Raw genomic sequence first — 16867 nt, 5'->3', positions numbered from 1 at the left:
TATTTAATTTTAAAAAGCAACGCTGTTTAAAGCAAAGAGTGAGCCTTCATTCACACAAATTGTGTAAATAAAGGCTCACTCTTTTGGTATCCCAAATGTCAATAGCTTAACTTAATGACATTGTCCCGCGGGAACAGTTTTTTATTACTTCAAAAATGTGGGTGACGGACACGACCGGTGACAAGCCGGCGCGGGCCATCGAGACGGCACTGCAGAAGCTGGGAACTGATTATTTGGATCTTTACCTATTGCACATGCCATTTGGTGATACCTTTAACGCCTGGCGGGCAATGGAGGCCGCGTACAAGGCCGGTAAGATTCGGGCAATTGGCGTTTCCAGCTTTATGCCAGACCTCTACACGAACTTTCGGATTTTCAATGACGTTCAGCCGGCGGTCAATCAGATGGAAATTAATCCCCTTGACCAGCAAGGCGCCGTTGTTGACTTTTATCGCCAGCAAAACGTTCAGCCAGAAGCTTTCTCACCACTGGCGGAAGGATTGCACGATATCTTTAACAATCCCGTCCTAACCAAAATCGCGCAAAGCCATGGCAAGACGACCGGACAGGTAATGCTGCGCTGGCTGACCCAGCAGGGAATCGTCGCAATCCCCAAGAGTGTCCACAAGGCACGGATTATCGAAAACTTTAATTCGCAAGACTTTGATCTGACTGCTGACGAAATGGCGGCGGTTAAGCAGCTTGACCTGGGCAAGGGCCTATTATGGAGCCCACGCAATCCGACCGATATCGAATCGATTTGTGGCAGTGGCCGACCAGATTCACTTAAATAACTAAATTATCAGGGCGTGGGCCAGTTTATGATGGCCCACGCCCTGATAATTTGAAGGCGAATCAAAGTAGCTTAATTAACCCTTTTTCATAGCTTGTAATGATGAAGTCAACCAGTTGGGCGGGAGAGAGCGGTGTGTCCTGTCGCCAGTACCAATTAATGGTAGCAATCGCATCGGCGGCGTATAGCTCTGCTACGTAATCGAGTCGTTTTGGCGTTGAACGAAAGATCTGATGTAAGCGGTCATAAACAATTTGCTTGGTGCGGCGCTGGTATTCACGTGGGAAATTGTCGTCGCCCACCTGAATGTTGAAGAGCTTTTGCGCCGAATCGCTATGCTCGGTAAGGTAGGTTACTCCCTGGATGGTGGCAACCTGATTAATCGTGCCATCTGCCTGCAGACCCTGGGCTATCCATTTAAAGGCGGGTGCCATAATGGAATAGAAGGCCTCATGAGCGAGACTAGACTTATCATCGAAGAATTGTAGTAATAAGTCCGCGGTAGCTGACATTGGCGCATCACGGCCGCAATGCTGATGTGCTCGTAGCTGGTGGTTCCCAGTAGTTCTAAAAACGTCTTGATAATTCGTTCACGAACACCCATGAAAATGGTGCCTCCTTACTGACGGTTTGGCCAAAAGTGTCTAGGTCAAACCGGTACCGTTGATTATCATAAGTATATCATCAGTTAAGGAGTGAATCATCGTGAATGAATTAGCAAAGCAACTCAACATTAAATACCCAATCATTGGTGGACCAATGGCTTGGACCTCAATGGCCCCACTGGTTGGCGCAATTAGTGAAGCCGGCGCCCTCGGTGTATTGGGAGTTGGCTTCTCCCCGACGGAGGTAGTTGAGGAACAGATTAAGGCCACCAAGCAGATTACTGACAAGCCGTTTGCAATTAACGTCACCATGAGTTCTGACGCTGAGGGAAACCTTGAGCGGATAACTGAAATTGCTGCGCGCAACGGCCTTCAAAATATTTACGCTGATTCGTTGGAAGGCGCTAACTATAAATTGGATCAAAAGTGGTTCCAGCGCTGGCATGACGAGGGGATGAACGTCATCACCAAGATTATGAGTGCTAGTGAGGCTGCCGTAGCTGACCGTGCCGGTGCGGACGTAATCATTGCCAAAGGCTGGGAAGGCGGCGGTCACATCAGTACGACTGGGACCCTGCCATTGCTTGCAGAAACGCTGGATGTCGTGAAGAACGCGGTGGTCGTTGCTTCCGGTGGAATTGCTGACGGCCGGGGCTATGCCGCTGCCCGGGTAATGGGTGCTGCCGGCGTTGAAATGGGAACGGCCTTTCTGGCAGCCAAGGAGGGCAACGTTCATGAAAATGTCAAGCGGGTGGTCGTGGAAGCTTCCGTTGATGATCTGGTTGAAGTCGGTGAATCAACCGGCGCACCATGCTGGAACCTGAAGAATGACCTGACCGCCCAAGTGGCCGAGGTCGAAGCAACGCATCTTCCACGGGAGGCGGCCCCGTTGGTTGCTAAACTGGCTAGTGGTTCCCTGCGAATCGGCTCAACCGAGGGGGAACTTCAGCACCGGGGCGCGGCCATGCCGGGATAGGTTGTTGACCTGGTCAAGGCAGAGCGACCCGTTGCTGAGATTATTCAGGATGTTTATACCGCTGGAATGACTCTTTTGAAGGCCGCTCCGCAAATTCAATAGGGGATGAAATGATCAGGATTAAAAATTTCCTGGTCACTTTTTATTTGCTCTTGAATTAAAAAATAATGAGACTATAATGAGAGCAATTTATTAATCAAGGGGGATTCTACTATGGGAAATAAAGTTGCTGTGATCGGTGTCGGTCACGTCGGCTCTACCGTTGCGACCAATATTGTGACGGCCGGAATTGCCAGCGAACTGATGCTGATTGATGAAAAAGACAAAGTTGCGCGTGCAGAAGCTTACGATTTAACGGACCAACAGGCCTACCTGGCGACCACAACCAAGGTTTCCTTTGTGCCCTATGAGGATGACTGGTCAACCCTTGCTGACGCGGACGCAATTGTCTTTTCCGCCGGCAACATCAAGATCGTCCTTGGGAATCCGAATGACCATTCAAACAACCGGGTCGGGGAGCTTGCTAACTCCGCCCGAATCGTTAAAGAAGTCGGGCCCCGCATTAAGCAGAGTGGTTTCCACGGGATCATGATCTGTATTTCCAACCCCTGTGACGTGATCGCTCAGCTGATGCAGCGGGAGAGCGGCCTGCCGGCTCAACAAGTGCTGGGGACGGGAACCTCGCTGGACACCGCGCGACTGCACCGGGCCGTGGCCCAGACGTTGGGCAAGTCGATGACCGACGTTGCCGGTTACGTGATCGGTGAACACGGTGAAACCCAGTTCACGGCTTGGAGCTCCGTGACCGTCAACGGCCGCGCGATGACCAAGATTGCCAAGGAGCAGGGGCTTGACTTAGATGACCTGCAAAACCAGGCCCGCCTGGGTGGGCATGTCGTTGGCCTGGGCAAGGGTTACACCTGCTACGGGATCGGGATGACAGCCCTGACGATCCTCAAATCGGTCTTAAACGATGAACGCCGCACCTTCCCGGCAACCTCGCTGAATGAGCAGCTGGGCACCTACATCGGCCAGCCAACCACGGTGGGAGCTGCTGGGGTGATCGATCAGCCGCAATTGGACTTGACCGAACAGGAAGAAGCTCTCTTTGCTAAGTCGGCAGAGGCAATCAAGAATAATTTTGCTAAAGTTAAATAATCAAAAGGCTCCTCATTACCGGATGGCAGTGAGGAGCCTTTTGCGCATTGTTTGTAATTGGCAATTATAATTCTGGGAAAAGAATTGATTAGTGTTCCTGAACTTCTTCAGGGTGTGCCAGTTCGTAGCGGTGTTCCGTCCAGAAGTAAATCGTGATCAGGGCAAAGCAAATTGCTGGCACGATGAAGGAAAGCTGCATTGAGCCGGAAAGGTCGGAAACTCGTCCCTGGATTGCCGGCACGATTGCCCCACCGATCAAGGACATCACGATGAAAGCCCCACCCATTGCGGTGTGCTTCTTTTCGTGAACTTGGTCCAGGGTGTGGGCGTAAATCGTTGGCCATTCCGGACCGAAGAAGAAGCTGGTAGCGATGGCGGCAATAACAGCAACCATGCTTGGGACCGCGAAGGTAATGATCAGTGAAATCGTTCCGAGCAGGGAGAACCAGGTCAGAACCTTGGTGATGGAGTAACGCTTCAGGAACCAGTTGGCAACCAGCTTACCGAAGAACCAGGCGATGTAACTGTAAATCATGAAGGTTGAGGCATCGGCATCGGAAATGTGGCTATCGATCCGCAATGCCAGCCGGATGGTGAATGACCAAACCGTCGTCTGCATTCCGGCGTAGATGAATTGGCAAAGCACACCCTTCATGTAACGCTTGTTGTGGATCAGGTAGTGGAAGGATTCACTCAGACTTGGCTGTTCTTCCTGTGCCTGAGCACCATTTTCGGCCGTGGCAAAGGCTTTGGCCCGTGGCATCTTAGTAACCGCCAGAATGATGAAAATGATGATCAGGACAATTAAGATGTACTTGTATGGCTGCAGAGTCAGTTGCAGCATGTGCTGGTTAAAGGCTTCAGCCTGGGCGGGGGTCATCCCCTTAACCTTGTCAGCGATGTTACCACCCTCACCGAAGATCAGGTACTTACCAAGGATAATTCCAGTGATGTCACCCAATGGAATTAAAACGTTGGCGATGTTGAGCCGCATGTTGGCCTGTGACTTCGGACCGAACATCGTGGCGTAGGTATCACAGGAAGTTTCCAAAAAACTCAGACCGATTGCGATGGCGAAGATCGCTGCCAGGAACATGCTGTAAGTTGCAACGTGTGAAGCCGGGAAAAACATCCCACACCCGATGATGTAGAAGAGGAGTCCGACTAAGATTGACAGCTTGTAAGAGGTCTTCTTAATTAAAACTGATGCCGGGATAGCCATCAGGAAGTAACCACCGTAAAAGGCACTCTGCACAAAGGCCGTTGCAGTATCGTTCAGCGTGAAGACCGTCTTGAACTGGGTGATTAAAATATCGTTCAGGCTGGCTGCGGCACCCCACATTGGGAAAATTAAACATAAAATAATGAATTGAAAAATCGGGGTGCGGTTCAGATAACCATCGGGCAGTTGAACCCAACTTTGCTTTTGGCTTTTTGCAGCCTTGCTCTTGCTAATATCCATTTTGACTTAATTGCTCCTTTAGTTTAAAAAGTAACGCCTGATTCGAGAATGATGTTGGAGTAAGGGGTCATTTCCCCGGTCCGGATGAAGGCGTGGGTCTTGGCCAGGTCCTTCTTCAGTTGGGAGTGGGGCATAAACTCGATTTCCACATCCGGCAGGGCCTGCTTGATGTTTTCAAGCTGTGCCGGGTTTTGGTCCTTGATCTCATCTGCCAGGTAAATCTTTTGGACCTTTAATTCCTTCAAAACGTTTTGCAAAACGTCCATGAAGCTTGGCAGTTCCTTGTCGACACAGAGGTCAATCTTCTTGGTGCCGGCAGGAACGGGCATCCCGGCATCACCGATGGACAGCCAGTCCATGTGGCCCATTCCGGCGACAACGGCGGCAACTTCAGAATTCAAAATACCAGTTTTTTTCATGTTCAGTTTCTCCTCGTAGTTTATTTTGTGGCGAGTGCTTGGCGAACCTGCTCAGCTGTCGGAATTGATGGCATAGCACCCATCCCTTGGACAGTCAGGCTGGAAGCACGTTGAGCGTATACCAGGGCGTCGGCCACGTTGGCCAGGTCCGGTTCAAGCTGGGAACTCAGCGCCCCGATGAAGGTGTCACCGGCGGCAGTTGTGTCGACGGCTTTGACCTTGAAGGCCGGGACGAGTCCGTGCTTGTCCGGGCAAGAGTAGAAGACACCCTTGGAACCCAGGGTAATCAAGAGGTGGCGAACTCCACGCTGCCGGAAGTAGTCGGCGCTCTTCAGCATTGATTCTTCATCGCTGATTTCAATTCCGGTCAGCAGGGCGCATTCGGTTTCGTTCGGCGCAATCACGTCAGTGTACTTTAACAGTTCCGGCATAATTGAATGGGCCGGTGCTGGGTTCAGAATCGTTGTGACCTGGTGCTGCTTGGCCTGTTTGAAGAGGGCCAGGGCAACGGCTTGGGGCGTTTCGAACTGGGCAATTACAAAGTCGGTCTTTGCTAGCAGGGAACTAAGATCGCCGAGGACCTCAGCTGTCATTGCCTGGTTGGCCCCACCATAGACCATGATGTCGTTTTGACCGTTGGCATCGAGCGTCACGGCCGCGCTGCCGGTTCCGTGGAACTGGTCGACGGTAATGTGGGTGACGTCGACGTCATTGTCTTTCAGCGCGTCGAGCATGTATTGTCCTTCACTATCTGACCCGACAGCACCGATAAAACTGGTGATGGCCCCGGAACGAGCGGCGGCGACTGCCTGATTGGCACCCTTGCCACCCGGAGCGGAACTTTTGCTTAATGCGGCGATCGTTTCACCAGGTTGCGGGAAACGGTCGACATGGTAGGTAGTGTCAACGTTGATGCTACCTAGAACCACGATATGGTTAGTCATGATTTCTCCTCCATCGATTAAATTTGAAAGCAGCCAGCTAACCGCTTTCAACGAGCACGCCAAGTATAATAACACGACTTAAAACGTTTTACAAAGCATAAATCTCAACTAGCTATAAATTCACAAGCCACATTGTAAAGCGTTTTACTTGTTAACAATCTCAGTTAACCGCTTTGAAATATAAAAATAATATTTTTTCACTGGGGGAATTTTTTTGAAAAGAGCGAGTAAAATAGAAAGAGACTACTTCAGAAAGGGACGTTGAAAATGCGATTCTTACACACGGCCGACTGGCACATTGGTAAAACATTGAACGGTTTCGATCTGCTGGCTGACCAGCAAGCGACCTTTGATCAGATTGAAGAGATTGCCCAAGAAAAACGGGTCGATGCGGTGGTGATTGCCGGGGACCTGTATGACCGCAGCATCCCCAGCGAAGCAGCGGTGCGGGTCCTCAATGCCATGCTGAACCAGCTCAACCTCCAGGATCATTTCCCAGTGCTGGCGATCAGCGGCAATCATGACTCGGCAACTCGATTGGGGACAGGAGCTGATTGGTTTGCCCTCAAGTCACTTTACCTCAATACGAACTTGGCGACAGCTTTTGAACCGGTTACGATTAAAGACACTCAGTTCTTCCTCTTGCCGTTTTTCGGCATTCAGGAGGTCCGCAACTACTTTCATGATGACGCTATCCGGAACGTCAATCAGGCAATGGAGCGGATTGTGGCCGCCATGGAAAAGGAATTTATTTCGGGGAAATTCCACGTTCTTGTTGCGCATTTCTTTGCGGCCGGGTCCCAACGAACCGCTGAATCGGAAACACTGGTCGAGGTTGGCGGGCTGAGTGCCGTTTCGACTGCCCTCCTTGCGCCATTTGATTATGTTGCCCTCGGCCACCTGCACAACCGGGACGCCCTGCACACTGAGCGGGTCCGCTACAGTGGCTCGCCAATGAAGTTTTCAGTTTCCGAGGCCAAGCAGGAGAAGGGCGTTTGGATTGTTGATACGGACCCGTTTGAGGTGGAGTGGGTTCCACTGCCACCGGTCCATGATATTCATCTCCTGAAGGGGCGTTTTGCCGACCTAGTTGCAACGGCGAGAAAACACGCTTCAGATGATTTCTATGATATCGAGCTAACCGATCACGAACGGATTCCCGACGTGCTTAATAAGCTGCGGGAACACTATCCCAAGATTGTCAGTTTGCACCGGACACATCAGGCGCGGCAGGTTGAAACCATTGCCGATCAAAAACGTCGCCAAGCCGCCCCAATGGACCTCTTGGCGGACTTTTACCAACAGACGATGGGGGATGAACTGTCCGCCCAGCAGCGCCAGTGGGCTCAGCAATCCCTAGAGAAAATCAGCAAGGAGGACTAGCGATGCGACCAATCAAAATTGAGATGCACTACTTCGGACCCTACGACCAGGCGACCGTCGACTTCACTCAGTTCAAGCAGCTCTTTCTGGTGGCCGGAAATACGGGAGCGGGCAAGACCACGATCTTTGATGCGATGAGTTACGCCCTCTTCGGCCAGACGACCAACGACCGGGACCGGTCGGCGACCGCTCTGCGTTCCGACTTTGCCCCCGCCAGCGCGGCGACCAGTGTTACCTTTACTTTTATCCACCAGGGGCAGACTTATCGGATCATGCGCAAACCAAAGCAGACCTTGGAAAATAAGAAGGGACGCTTGATCGAGCATAATCAAGTCATTGAGCTGGTTTACCCGCTTGAAAGCGCGGCACCACAGTCAATCACCAAGATTAAGACGGCCAATGCCTTCATCACCAACCTGCTTAACCTCACCCGGGACCAGTTTCGGCAGATTGTTCTCCTGCCCCAAGGGAAATTTCGCCAGTTTTTGGACTCGGATAGCAGCACCAAGGAGGCATTGCTCAGAGACCTCTTTAATACGACTAAGTATGCGCACTGGGCGCAGGAATTGAAGGATGAGTTGAGCAGCCGCAAGAAGGGATTGGCCGCCGCCGAAACTAAGCTGCAATCGGTCAAGGAAACGGTACCGGACCTGGATGCGGAGCTGCCAATTGCAGACTGGCTGACCGTTGCCGCCAAACTACAGGCGGAGCTGAAAAAACAACTGGGGGATTTACAGATCGCAGCGGCCCAGTCGCAGGGAAAAGTTAATCAATTGACGAAGACTTTGCATGCCCAGCAGGAACTTCAAGAAGCAATTGCCGCCTTGGAAAAGGCTCGCCAGCAAGCGGCCAAACTGGCGCAACATCAGCAAGCAATCGCTGCCGTTCAGACGCAGGTTGCAGACCTGCAATGGTTCCAGGAGCACCAAGCGGCCTATCAGCGCTGGCAGGATGGCGAACGGCAAGTGGCCAGTTGGCAGGCACAGGCCGAACAGCTAGCTGCTCAGGTGAAAAAACTGGGTGCGGACCGCGAGAAAGCTGTAGCTCAGTACCAGAATTGCCTTGATACTGCGCCACAAATGGAACGCCTCCGGGACCGATTTAAGAATCTTCAGCGGGTCCTGCCGCTATTTACGGAGTGTGAACACCTGGCGATTGAAGTCAAGCGGGGACAAGCGCAGGTAACCACGGCAAAGGCTGCCCAGCAGGCTCGCCAGCAAAAGATTGCGGACCTGAAGCAACAGATCACGGATTTAACGGCCAAATTAGCCGCGCTGGGGGACCTAGCCGCCCAGGAGAAACGTTTGGGCCAGCGGCAACGCCAATATGATCAATTAGCTCGGGCAGCCGCGGACCTGCGTAAACTGCTGGATCAACAGTCACACGACCGGGATGAACTGCATCAGCGTCAGCTGGAATTGAAAAATGCCCGTGCACAAGCCGAACAGTACCAGGCACAACTGATTGATTTAAAGGACGCCTATGTCCGCCACCAGATTGCCCGCTTGGCCCGGGAACTAAAACCGGGAACGCCTTGTCCGGTCTGCGGCTCGATTGATCATCCGCATCCGGCCGTACTGGCGGATACCACGAAACTGGTGACGGATGCCGAGCTGGATGCGGCTACCAAGAAGACCGAACAGCGGCGTGATGCCCAGAGTCGGGCACAGGAGCAGGTTAAGCTTGCCACGACCCATTTGGCGACATTGGCGGAACAAACGACAGCTGCCCAACGGACACTTGCTGAACAGCTAGGAACCGCGACGCTGCCGGATAATTGGGCTGCGCAGGTAGCAGACCAAGCTGCCCAACTCCATCAGGATGAAGAGCGGCTCACCGAGTTGAACCAAACGGCCAAAAAGGAGCGGACGCAGCTACAGACGGCTCAAGAACAACTGGCCACGGTTCAACAGGACAGTCAGACGGCGGTTACGGATCTGCACCGATTGGAACAGCGGATCGCCCAGCAAACGGCGGTGCTAAAAGAGAAGCAGGCGGACCTGCCCGCAGATATTGCGGATGCCCAGGTGGCCAAGCGGCAGCTGGCGGTTTTGGAGGAGGAGCTTCAGCAATTTGATCAGCGCCTGACCGCCAGCAACCAGCAACGTCAGAAATTGCAAGAACAGCTGGCAGTCGCTCAGAGTGGTCAGCGGGAAAACACCACTAATATTCAAAACGGGCAAACCCAGCAGCGTAATGCCAAACAGGAATTGACCGCTGCGCTGGCAAGCTACCGTGATGATTTAACATGGGACTTTTGGGAACAAGCAGCGGCGACCAGCGAGCAACTGCCGCGGCTCCGTACTAAAGTAGATGAGTACCGGACGGCCGTCCATGATAATCAGGCCCAGTTGGCACGCTTACAAAAGCAGGTGGCCAAGCGGCCAGCACCGGCTCTTTCGGCCACCCAACAGGCTCTGGCCGCTGCCCAGGAGGAGCTTGGTCAAAATCAACACCGAATTGGTCAGGTTGAAACCCAGCGCAATCAACTTGCGAATGCCCTGCGGCGAGTTGAGAAGTTGGCCCGCGCTAACGACGATGCCCAGCAGGATCTCAATTCATTCCAAACTCTGACTGATGTGGTGACCGGTAACACCGAAAATCACCTCAGTCTTGAACGCTACGTCCTCCAGTCCTACTTCCGGGAGGTTCTGGCAGCAGCCAATGTTCAACTGGCACGTCTGACAAATGGCCGCTATCAATTTGAATTGGCAACGGCCAGTCACGGTCCGGGTGCCAAGTGGACGGGACTAGAAGTCAACGTATATGACGATAATGCCGGTAAAACGCGAAGTGCCCGTACCCTGTCCGGCGGGGAAAGCTTCATGGCCTCACTCGCCTTGGCTCTGGCTCTTTGCCAAATCATTCAGGAGCAAAACGGTGGCATCAGCATCGACGCACTCTTTGTCGATGAGGGCTTCGGTTCGCTTGACCAACAGGCCTTAACCGACGCTTTGCGTGCCCTCCAAGAGCTAGAAGGGCACCGGATGATTGGGATCATCAGTCACGTCACCGAACTTGAGGAGCAGATTCCCGATCAGCTCCGGGTCAGTTCGGTCAATGGTCGCAGTAAGGTCAGCTACCGGCACGAACTGGCTGTTTAGAAACAAACAAAGGGGCTTAGTGTTTGAAACACTAAGCCCTGCTGAAGCATTGATTATCAATTATTAAAAGGTGCCGGCGACGCAACCGCTATCGACTGGGAGGATGACACCATTGATAAATTCGGAACCATCATCGAATAAGAACTTGACGGCGTGACCAATCTCGGCAGGCTTGCCCAGCCGGCCGATTGGATTTGAGGCTTCCCATTTCTTGAATTCCGCTGGAGCACTTTCCTTGTAAGGGAGAATCAATTCGGTAGCGATGGTACCGGGGGCAACGGCATTGATGGTGATGCCATCCTGGGCGTAATCAAGTGCGGCCGCCTTGGTTAAACCTACAACGGCATGCTTGCAAGCACTATAGAGCGCCATCCCTTTTCCAGCAACTAGTCCGGTTCCAGAAGTGGTATTGACGATTCGGCCAAACTGTTGCTTCGTCATTAATGCCAGTTCATTGATCATGCAGTACATGACGGCCTTAATATCGAGGTCAATCAGGCCATCAATCTCATCGGCTGTAACCTGGCCGAATGGCTTTGACAGGATACCCCGCCCGGCATTGTTAAAGGCGTAGTCGACGCGCCCATACTTTTCTTGAATGTCGTTAAAGACCCGGTCAACCTCTGCGCGCTTCGTAAGGTCACAATGCTGATAGTCGCCCGTGCTTCCCAGTTTTTCAATTTGTTGAAGAACCGCCGGAGCCTTGTCATCTTGACGATCTAAAATAATGATTTTTAAATGTTCCTTCGCAAGGACCAAGGCGGTTCCCTTCCCGATTCCGCTAAGTCCACCAGTAATTACCGCCACTTTACCTTTCATCATCTGATGTCACCATCCTTCTTTATTTTCGCTTTTAGCATAAGGGTGGTGGTCGCCACCAGGTCAAGGAGTTGATTTTGAAATGTACACTTCAAAGGATTTGCAACGAATCTTTCGCGTGGGGCGTGAAACGGTTCGCTATTATGAAAAAAATTGGTATAATTCATGGACAAGTGGATCCGCAAAACGGCTATCACTATTACAATGATCTGGACGTCGAGAGCCTGGCACGGATCTTGAAAGGGCGGGCAGCTAAATTTTCGCTGGCCGAAATTCAGCAGCTCCATACAGCTTCAACAATTGAAGATTATCAAGGAATTATTGAAAAGCGCGCACGGCAGTTGCGACGCGAAATGCAACTTGATCAATTGCTCTTAAAACGGCTTGATTGGCGACGAGAGGAATTAAACCGGTATCGCCAGCATCAGCAGCAAGTAACGAGTGACGCCTTTTTCCTCGATATCGCTTACGATCAGCACGGCTTTAGCGGGGACAAACGCTATGAAAACTTCACGCGCCTATCGCGGGTCAATGACTTTTCCCTTGCGGATTTTGTAGCGGTTGGCGGGCCGGTTGATCGGCAGCAATGGAGCTTCACAATTGCCCGCGGCGGAACGGCAATTGCTGAAGTGCTGGCAGATCAGTTGCAGATTGATTTGGGCCAGCTTGAGTATTATCAGTATGACACTGTTTGGCGGACTTATCGGCAAATTCCAATTGAACTAGGCGGAACGGTTGAGATCGAGGATGAGCTGGCGCAACTCAAAACGGATTACCAACTTGCCGGGGAACCGTATCTACGCCAGCTCTCCGTGATGCGTCAGCAAAGATTAATGCAGTTGAATATCCCAATTGAAATTCGGAAAGGATGACGACGGATGGCAAAAGCAACGACAATCGAAGAATTACTCGAACAAGTTGAACTGACGGTGCCGGCAGAGCAGTTCATCACGGACCTGCTCAAAGCAATTGAGCGCTTACGGCGACGACCGTTGGACGTTTACTACGCCGGTCCCCGCAGCTTGCGGGTGGACGGAGTGACGCTGATGGTTGACCTGCAGCCCAAGCAGGCGGTGATCGTTCACTTCAATGGTCAGCCGGCCCGGGTGCGGGTTCCGCTTTAGGAATTGAAGTGGACTTCAATCAAAGAATTTGTTGTTAAGAGTGTTGCCTTAAGTTTGAAAAAGATGTGAAGAAATTATTTACAATTAACGAAGTTTGTGATATTTTGGTCAATGAAAAACAATTGCTAAACGTTTAACATTGACTGGAAAGAGACATCGGCATGATCGAACGGAAGGAACACAAGAAGATGTACAAGAGCGGGAAAAACTGGGTGGTAGTTACCCTGTCAGCCGCCGCTTTAGTTGCCGGAATCGTAGGTGGGCAGGCCAATGTTTCAGCTGATGAAACGACGGATGCTAACAGCAGCGTCATTAGTCAAAACATTGAGATTACGAATTCTTCGACCCAGCAAGATAGTAGCAATCAGGTCGTGTTAAATACTCCAAGTACTGCTACTGAAAATACTGCACAGGACAATAATTCGAGCACTGCAGCGCCTGATACGGCCGCTAAGACGGCCACGACTAACCAGGACGACACTACCAATGCTCCTTCTACAAAGAGTGCCGCAGTTTCATCAAGTCAAGTCAGTCCTAAAGCAGAAGGACAGTCACAGGTAAACGAGTCTTCTCAACTGAATAAAAAGGCCGCTGAAGTAGTTGCCAAGGCTGGCGTGGATGCTAATAAGCTGACGGCTGATCAGATTAAGGAACTAAATAAGATCAATTTCTCTCAGTCATCGCAGAGTGGAACTAAGATGACATTCCATGATCTAACCGAAATTGGAAATGCAATCATCAAAAAAGATATACGTTATGCAGTTCCGTATTTTAATGCTAGTCAAATTAAAAATATGCCTGCTGCTGTTACCCGTGATGCACAAACCGGGCAAATTGCAAAACTGGATATTTGGGATTCATGGCCAGTTCAGGACGCAGTTACAGGATATGTTTCCAACTACCATGGCTACCAGCTTGTAATTGCAATGATGGGTATCCCGAACGAAAATGATAATCATATTTACCTTCTTTACAACAAGTATGGTGACAATGATTTTTCACATTGGCGGAATGCTGGTTCAATCTTTGGATATAATGAAAAGTCAGATCTGCAAGAATGGTCTGGATCTGCCATTGTAAATAATGATGGATCGATTCAGCTGTTCTATACGGTAAACGATACGTCGAACGGTAAAATTAATGATCAACAGTTAGCAACTGCTACGCTTCACTTAGATGTGAATAGTGAAGGGGTTATGATTAAGAATGTGACCGATAATCATATTATTTTTCAAGGAGACGGCGTTCATTATCAGACTTATCAGCAATTTGTAAGTGGCGCTGGAATGCGCAATGATGACTATTGCTTGCGTGATGGGCATGTTGTTCAGCTTGAAAATGGTGATCGTTACCTCGTATTTGAAGGAAATACTGGGAGCGAAAACTACCAGGATGAAAATCAAATTTATAACTGGTCAAACTACGGTGGCGATGACGCCTTCAATTTGAAGAGCTTCTTCAAGCTTCTCAATAACAAAAATGACAATATGCTGGCAAGTCTGGCAAACGGTGCACTTGGCATTCTTAAGCTGACAAATGATCAAACCAATCCGCAAGTTGAGACAGTTTATTCACCACTGATTACGTCATTGATGGTAAGTGACGAATTGGAGCGCCCTGATATCGTCAAACTTGGTGATAAATACTACCTGTTCTCGGCTACTCGTGTTAGCCGTGGGAGTGATACTGAGTTAACTAGTGCTGACAATAAAGCAGTTGGGGATAACGTAGCGATGATTGGTTACGTGGCTGATTCACTGTTGGGAACATATACTCCGCTGAACGGTTCTGGAGTTGTCTTAACTGCTTCAGTACCTTCTAATTGGCGGACATCCACGTATTCATACTATGCTGTTCCAGTTAACGGCCATTCAGATCAAATTCTCATTACTTCATACATGACTAATCGTGGTTTTGCAGCCGGTGAGGGTAATTACTCAACATGGGCACCAAGTTACCTGGTTCAGATCAATTCAGATAATACGACTCAAGTCCTTGCCCGAATGACTAACCAAGGTGATTGGATCTGGGATAACAGTAGCAATAATGATGAGATGTTTGGTGTGCTTGATCCAAATGCTAAGAATAGTGCTGCTCTTCCTGGAGAATGGGGACAGCTGACAACTCCCGTAAACCCAAGTGAACCGAGTCAGCCAACAACACCGGTCAACCCAAGTAATCCAACGACGCCGGTAAGTCCAAGTGAACCGAGTCAACCAACAACACCGGTTAACCCAAGTAATCCAACGACGCCGGTAAACCCAAGTGAACCGAGTCAGCCAACAACGCCGGTCAACCCAAGTAATCCAACGACGCCGGTAAATCCAAGTGAACCGAGTCAACCAACAACGCCGGTCAACCCAAGTAATCCAACGACGCCGGTAAATCCAAGTGAACCGAGTCAACCAACAACACCGGTTAACCCAAGCAACCCGACGACGCCAGTAAACCCAAGTGAACCGAGTCAGCCAACAACGCCGGTCAACCCAAGCAATCCGACGACGCCAGTAACACCGAGTGAACCGAGTCAACCAACAACACCGGTCAGCCCAAGCAATCCGACGACGCCAGTAACACCGAATACGCCAAGTCAGCCAACTAACCCTGTTCAACCAAGCACCCCGGCTCTTCCAAAGACAGGAAATGATAATTCAGCGGCTGCAATGGGGCTTGTTGCGGCAGCATTCCTTGGAATGTTTGGCTTAACTGAAAAGAAGCGTCGCTACTAAGTTTAAATTACTAATCATCCAAGAGAATGTCCAACGAGGCATTCTCTTTTTGCTTAAAGGACTATAGGATCAGGGTATAATTAAGACAAGATTGGGAAGGTGATTAATAATGAACACCAAACAACACACATCCGCAGCAGACAGTGAACGGATGGATGCCATCGTCCGGGATAATGAACAGCTAGTTTTCCAGTTAAACCATGAGCAGCACTCACCGGCGGAGGCCCGGTCCTTGCTGGCTAAAATTACTGGTCATCCGCTGGACCCGACAACCATTGTTCGCCTGCCCTGGCTGACTAATTATGGCCACAATACCCGTTTTGGCAAGAATGATTTTATCAACATCAACACTATGTTCGACGACCTTGGCGGCATCACAATTGGTGACAACGTCCTAATTGCACCTAATGTCCAGCTTCTGACGGTTAACCACCCGCTCGATGCCATTGCCAGGCGCGATCGACACGTCCTCAACTTGGGACCGATCGTGATTGAAGACGATGTCTGGATCGGTGCTGGGGCCACCATCACTCCCGGCGTCACGGTTGGCCATGGTGCCGTTGTGGCTGCCGCAGCTGTTGTCACTCACGATGTTGCGCCGAATACGGTGGTCGCGGGAGTTCCCGCCAAGATGATTCAAAATTTGAATTAAAAATAACAAGCCACGCGATGTCAAAATTGACAATCGCGTGGCTTTTAGCTTTTACTCAATAATGGTGGCGCCAAGGCTGCCCTTGAAATGGTTGAAGGCCCATTCGTCGCCGTGGGGCGTAAAGGTGGCGACCCCGCGTTTCGGAATCGTCAGCTGGTAGTCAAGATTGTAGGCACCGATGGCCGTGTGGAGGACGCAGATATCGGTGCAGACCCCGCTGATCCACAGGTCGGTGATGTGTCGCTCGCGCAGGTAGTTATCCAGATTGGTGTTTTGGAAGGATGAGTAGCGGTTCTTGGCGAACTGGTAGACTCGTTCACTGTCCTGGTGATCCCGGAACCAGGCGCCAACCTTGCCGTAGAGGTCGCGTCCGGACGTTCCGATGATGTTATGCGGCGGAAAGAGTTTCGACTCCGGGTGGAAGGGGTCGTGCAGGTGATGAGCATCGGTGGGGAAGATGACATAGTCGCCGTTTTGGTAGAAATGCTCTGCCAGTTCCGTAAGATAGGAATCAAGCTGTTGCGCGAGCTTGCCAACGGTCAGGGCGCCATTATCAGCAACGAAGTCATTGGTGTAATCGATAATCAATAATGCTTTGGGCATAATCAAACCTCCTAAACTTTTGCTACCAGCATAGCACTTTTGTCCTGCAGCGAGAAAGGTAAAGTGAAAAAGATAGCAATCACTCATTTTGCCCCT

15 protein-coding genes are annotated in these 16867 nt (G+C 50.8%); 9 read left to right on the top strand and 6 right to left on the bottom strand.

Translation table 11 applies throughout. The annotated features are described in order from the left end of the window. Window positions 1–119: 119 nt before the first annotated feature. Window positions 120–794: an aldo/keto reductase gene (locus tag OCT58_RS04910; RefSeq protein ID WP_267201770.1), complete on the top strand. Its 675-nt coding sequence runs from the start codon at window positions 120–122 to the stop codon at window positions 792–794. A 61-nt stretch (window positions 795–855) separates the two neighbouring features. Here the strand turns inward: OCT58_RS04910 and OCT58_RS04905 are convergent, their stop codons facing one another. Further along, window positions 856–1305 (bottom strand): TetR/AcrR family transcriptional regulator C-terminal domain-containing protein, encoded by a 450-nt coding sequence (locus OCT58_RS04905; protein ID WP_267201769.1) that lies wholly within the window; start codon window positions 1303–1305, stop codon window positions 856–858. A 193-nt stretch (window positions 1306–1498) separates the two neighbouring features. Here OCT58_RS04905 and OCT58_RS04900 point away from each other — a divergent pair, with 193 nt between their 5' ends. Both OCT58_RS04900 and OCT58_RS04895 read left to right on the top strand, forming a co-directional pair. Next, complete coding sequence (locus tag OCT58_RS04900; protein WP_267201768.1) at window positions 1499–2374, top strand: NAD(P)H-dependent flavin oxidoreductase; 876 nt, start codon at window positions 1499–1501, stop codon at window positions 2372–2374. A 213-nt stretch (window positions 2375–2587) separates the two neighbouring features. Further along, window positions 2588–3532, top strand: coding sequence for a lactate/malate family dehydrogenase (locus OCT58_RS04895; protein ID WP_267201767.1), 945 nt, complete (start codon window positions 2588–2590; stop codon window positions 3530–3532). Window positions 3533–3620: 88 nt separating this feature from the next. On the opposite strand, the gene fucP is transcribed toward OCT58_RS04895, so the two are convergent. From fucP to rbsK, 3 genes are read right to left on the bottom strand one after another with little or no spacing between them, the layout of a single operon-like run. Further along, window positions 3621–4994, bottom strand: coding sequence for an L-fucose:H+ symporter permease (gene fucP, locus OCT58_RS04890; RefSeq protein WP_267201766.1), 1374 nt, complete (start codon window positions 4992–4994; stop codon window positions 3621–3623). Window positions 4995–5017: 23 nt separating this feature from the next. Then, window positions 5018–5413 (bottom strand): D-ribose pyranase, encoded by a 396-nt coding sequence (gene rbsD, locus OCT58_RS04885; protein WP_267201765.1) that lies wholly within the window; start codon window positions 5411–5413, stop codon window positions 5018–5020. A 20-nt stretch (window positions 5414–5433) separates the two neighbouring features. Then, window positions 5434–6357: a ribokinase gene (gene rbsK, locus OCT58_RS04880; RefSeq protein ID WP_267201764.1), complete on the bottom strand. Its 924-nt coding sequence runs from the start codon at window positions 6355–6357 to the stop codon at window positions 5434–5436. A 267-nt stretch (window positions 6358–6624) separates the two neighbouring features. Here rbsK and OCT58_RS04875 point away from each other — a divergent pair, with 267 nt between their 5' ends. Together OCT58_RS04875 and OCT58_RS04870 are read left to right on the top strand one after the other, a co-directional pair. After that, entirely contained in the window at window positions 6625–7740 is a 1116-nt protein-coding gene (locus OCT58_RS04875) for an exonuclease SbcCD subunit D (RefSeq protein ID WP_267201763.1), read from the top strand. A 2-nt stretch (window positions 7741–7742) separates the two neighbouring features. After that, window positions 7743–10844, top strand: a complete 3102-nt coding sequence (locus OCT58_RS04870) for an AAA family ATPase (protein WP_267201762.1) — start codon at window positions 7743–7745, stop codon at window positions 10842–10844. Between the two features lie 63 nt (window positions 10845–10907). On the opposite strand, the gene OCT58_RS04865 is transcribed toward OCT58_RS04870, so the two are convergent. Next, on the bottom strand, window positions 10908–11666 hold the full coding sequence (locus OCT58_RS04865) for an SDR family NAD(P)-dependent oxidoreductase (RefSeq protein ID WP_267201761.1): 759 nt from the start codon (window positions 11664–11666) through the stop codon (window positions 10908–10910). A gap of 140 nt (window positions 11667–11806) precedes the next feature. Here OCT58_RS04865 and OCT58_RS04860 point away from each other — a divergent pair, with 140 nt between their 5' ends. The 4 genes from OCT58_RS04860 (at window position 11807) to OCT58_RS04845 (ending at window position 16168) form a co-directional block, all read left to right on the top strand. Next, a complete protein-coding gene (locus tag OCT58_RS04860) occupies window positions 11807–12535 on the top strand; it encodes a MerR family transcriptional regulator (RefSeq protein WP_267201760.1) in 729 nt (242 codons plus the stop codon). Window positions 12536–12541: 6 nt separating this feature from the next. After that, window positions 12542–12787: a hypothetical protein gene (locus tag OCT58_RS04855; RefSeq protein ID WP_267201759.1), complete on the top strand. Its 246-nt coding sequence runs from the start codon at window positions 12542–12544 to the stop codon at window positions 12785–12787. A gap of 161 nt (window positions 12788–12948) precedes the next feature. Beyond that, complete coding sequence (locus OCT58_RS04850; RefSeq protein ID WP_267201758.1) at window positions 12949–15516, top strand: glycoside hydrolase family 68 protein; 2568 nt, start codon at window positions 12949–12951, stop codon at window positions 15514–15516. A 109-nt stretch (window positions 15517–15625) separates the two neighbouring features. Further along, on the top strand, window positions 15626–16168 hold the full coding sequence (locus tag OCT58_RS04845) for a DapH/DapD/GlmU-related protein (RefSeq protein WP_267201757.1): 543 nt from the start codon (window positions 15626–15628) through the stop codon (window positions 16166–16168). Between the two features lie 51 nt (window positions 16169–16219). On the opposite strand, the gene OCT58_RS04840 is transcribed toward OCT58_RS04845, so the two are convergent. Further along, complete coding sequence (locus OCT58_RS04840; RefSeq protein ID WP_267201756.1) at window positions 16220–16771, bottom strand: cysteine hydrolase family protein; 552 nt, start codon at window positions 16769–16771, stop codon at window positions 16220–16222. Window positions 16772–16867 lie beyond the last annotated feature (96 nt).

Origin of the sequence: Limosilactobacillus kribbianus (genome assembly GCF_026413145.1) — a bacterium.
Taxonomy (GTDB): Bacteria; Bacillota; Bacilli; order Lactobacillales; family Lactobacillaceae; genus Limosilactobacillus; species Limosilactobacillus kribbianus.
The sequence above is the reverse complement of the archived record's forward strand: the minus strand, read 5'-3'. Positions and strand labels throughout refer to the sequence as shown.